Genomic DNA, 1,280 nt, shown 5'->3' with positions numbered 1-1,280 from the left:
ACCTTGGCATCATACTCAATTGTTAGATGCATACACAAAAATGTTCATTATACTGATTTTGGCGTTTCTACTTATTTCAAATGCTAAACACTTACGGATAGCAATCTGGGGCTACCTGTTTGGGGCGTGGTTTAGTAGTTTTATAGTGTTTCAAACAGGAAGAAATGCTGGTGATCGAGTTGAGGGAGTTGGTACAGTCGACGCACCAGAAGCAAACGGACTAGCTGCGGCCTTAGCGCCCGCAATAGTGATTAACCTATATTACTTTTGGGTATCTCGTACTATTAAAGAAAAAGCTTTCTTTGCAATAGCAGGGGCATTTACAGCTAATGCAATAGTTCTAATTAATAGTAGAGCGTCGTTTTTAGCAGTCGCTATAAGTGTTAGCTACTTTATGTGGAAGCTTTTCTTTTCTTCGTTTCAACGGCCAAAACAAAAGGCAACAGTAGCATGGATAGCTATTTTGGGGCTTTGCGGTGCCGCGTATATAGTTGACTATGGCTTTATTGAACGAATGAAAACTATTAAATCAGAAGAAAAAACTGCTCAAAAAGAAACTGGAAAAACAAGGCTTACCTTTTGGTCTGCTGCGTTGGACGTCTCGCAAGATCATCCGTTAGGTTTAGGAGCTAGAGGATTCGACGCTGTTTCCCATATATATGTTCCTTCCAACGTCGATACTGGACATTCTCGCAATCGTTCAGTTCATTCTACATGGCTGGAAGTGTTAACAGAGCAAGGATATTTAGGTTTATTAGCATTCATAGGTTTGCTGGCCTCAGCTTATTTTACGCTTAGGAAAGTAAGAAAATCTCTAATAGATGAAGGGAACGTAGACGCCTATTTTAAGATGTATGCATTACAGTGTGCTTTAATGTGTTTTGCAGTATCCATGACCTTTATGAATAGGTTTAGAGCTGAAATTTTAGGTTGGCTAATATTATTTATCGCTGCTTCTTACAATGTTTATTACCTAAAAAGGCAAAGCACATCTGAAAAGGAATTAAAGGCAAAATGAAAAGGGTATTAGTTGCTAGTCCAGTGGTATCGCATAAAGCGATGTCTGGTAACTCAGAACGAGTGAGACAGTTAGTCAGTATGTTGGAATCACTAGAATGCGAAGTCCATTTTGTACTTCATCCTATTCGTGAGATCAGCGATAGAAGGTGTGGAGATGCCATGGTTAAGCACTATGGCTCACGGTATTACGAGTTGAATAACGGTGAGATTTTTGAAGGTACCTGGTATCAGCATTTCTTGAATTTCTTAAAACGTAAAAC

The 1,280-nt window shown here is 39.2% G+C and carries 2 protein-coding genes; both read left to right on the top strand.

Annotation, left to right across the window (positions count from 1 at the left end):
- Positions 1-1,018, top strand: a 1,018-nt coding sequence (locus tag BIZ39_RS21825; RefSeq protein WP_187448118.1) for an O-antigen ligase family protein, incomplete at its 5' end; no start/stop codon positions are given.
- Positions 1,015-1,280, top strand: a 266-nt coding sequence (locus BIZ39_RS21820) for a hypothetical protein (RefSeq protein WP_222936753.1), incomplete at its 3' end; no start/stop codon positions are given. The genes BIZ39_RS21825 and BIZ39_RS21820, both read left to right, overlap by 4 nt.

The sequence above is a fragment of the Alteromonas sp. BZK5 genome (assembly GCF_014349115.1).
GTDB classification, from domain to species: Bacteria; Pseudomonadota; Gammaproteobacteria; order Enterobacterales; family Alteromonadaceae; genus Alteromonas; species Alteromonas macleodii.
Note: the sequence above shows the minus strand (reverse complement) of the source record. Positions and strands in the feature narration are given on the sequence as shown.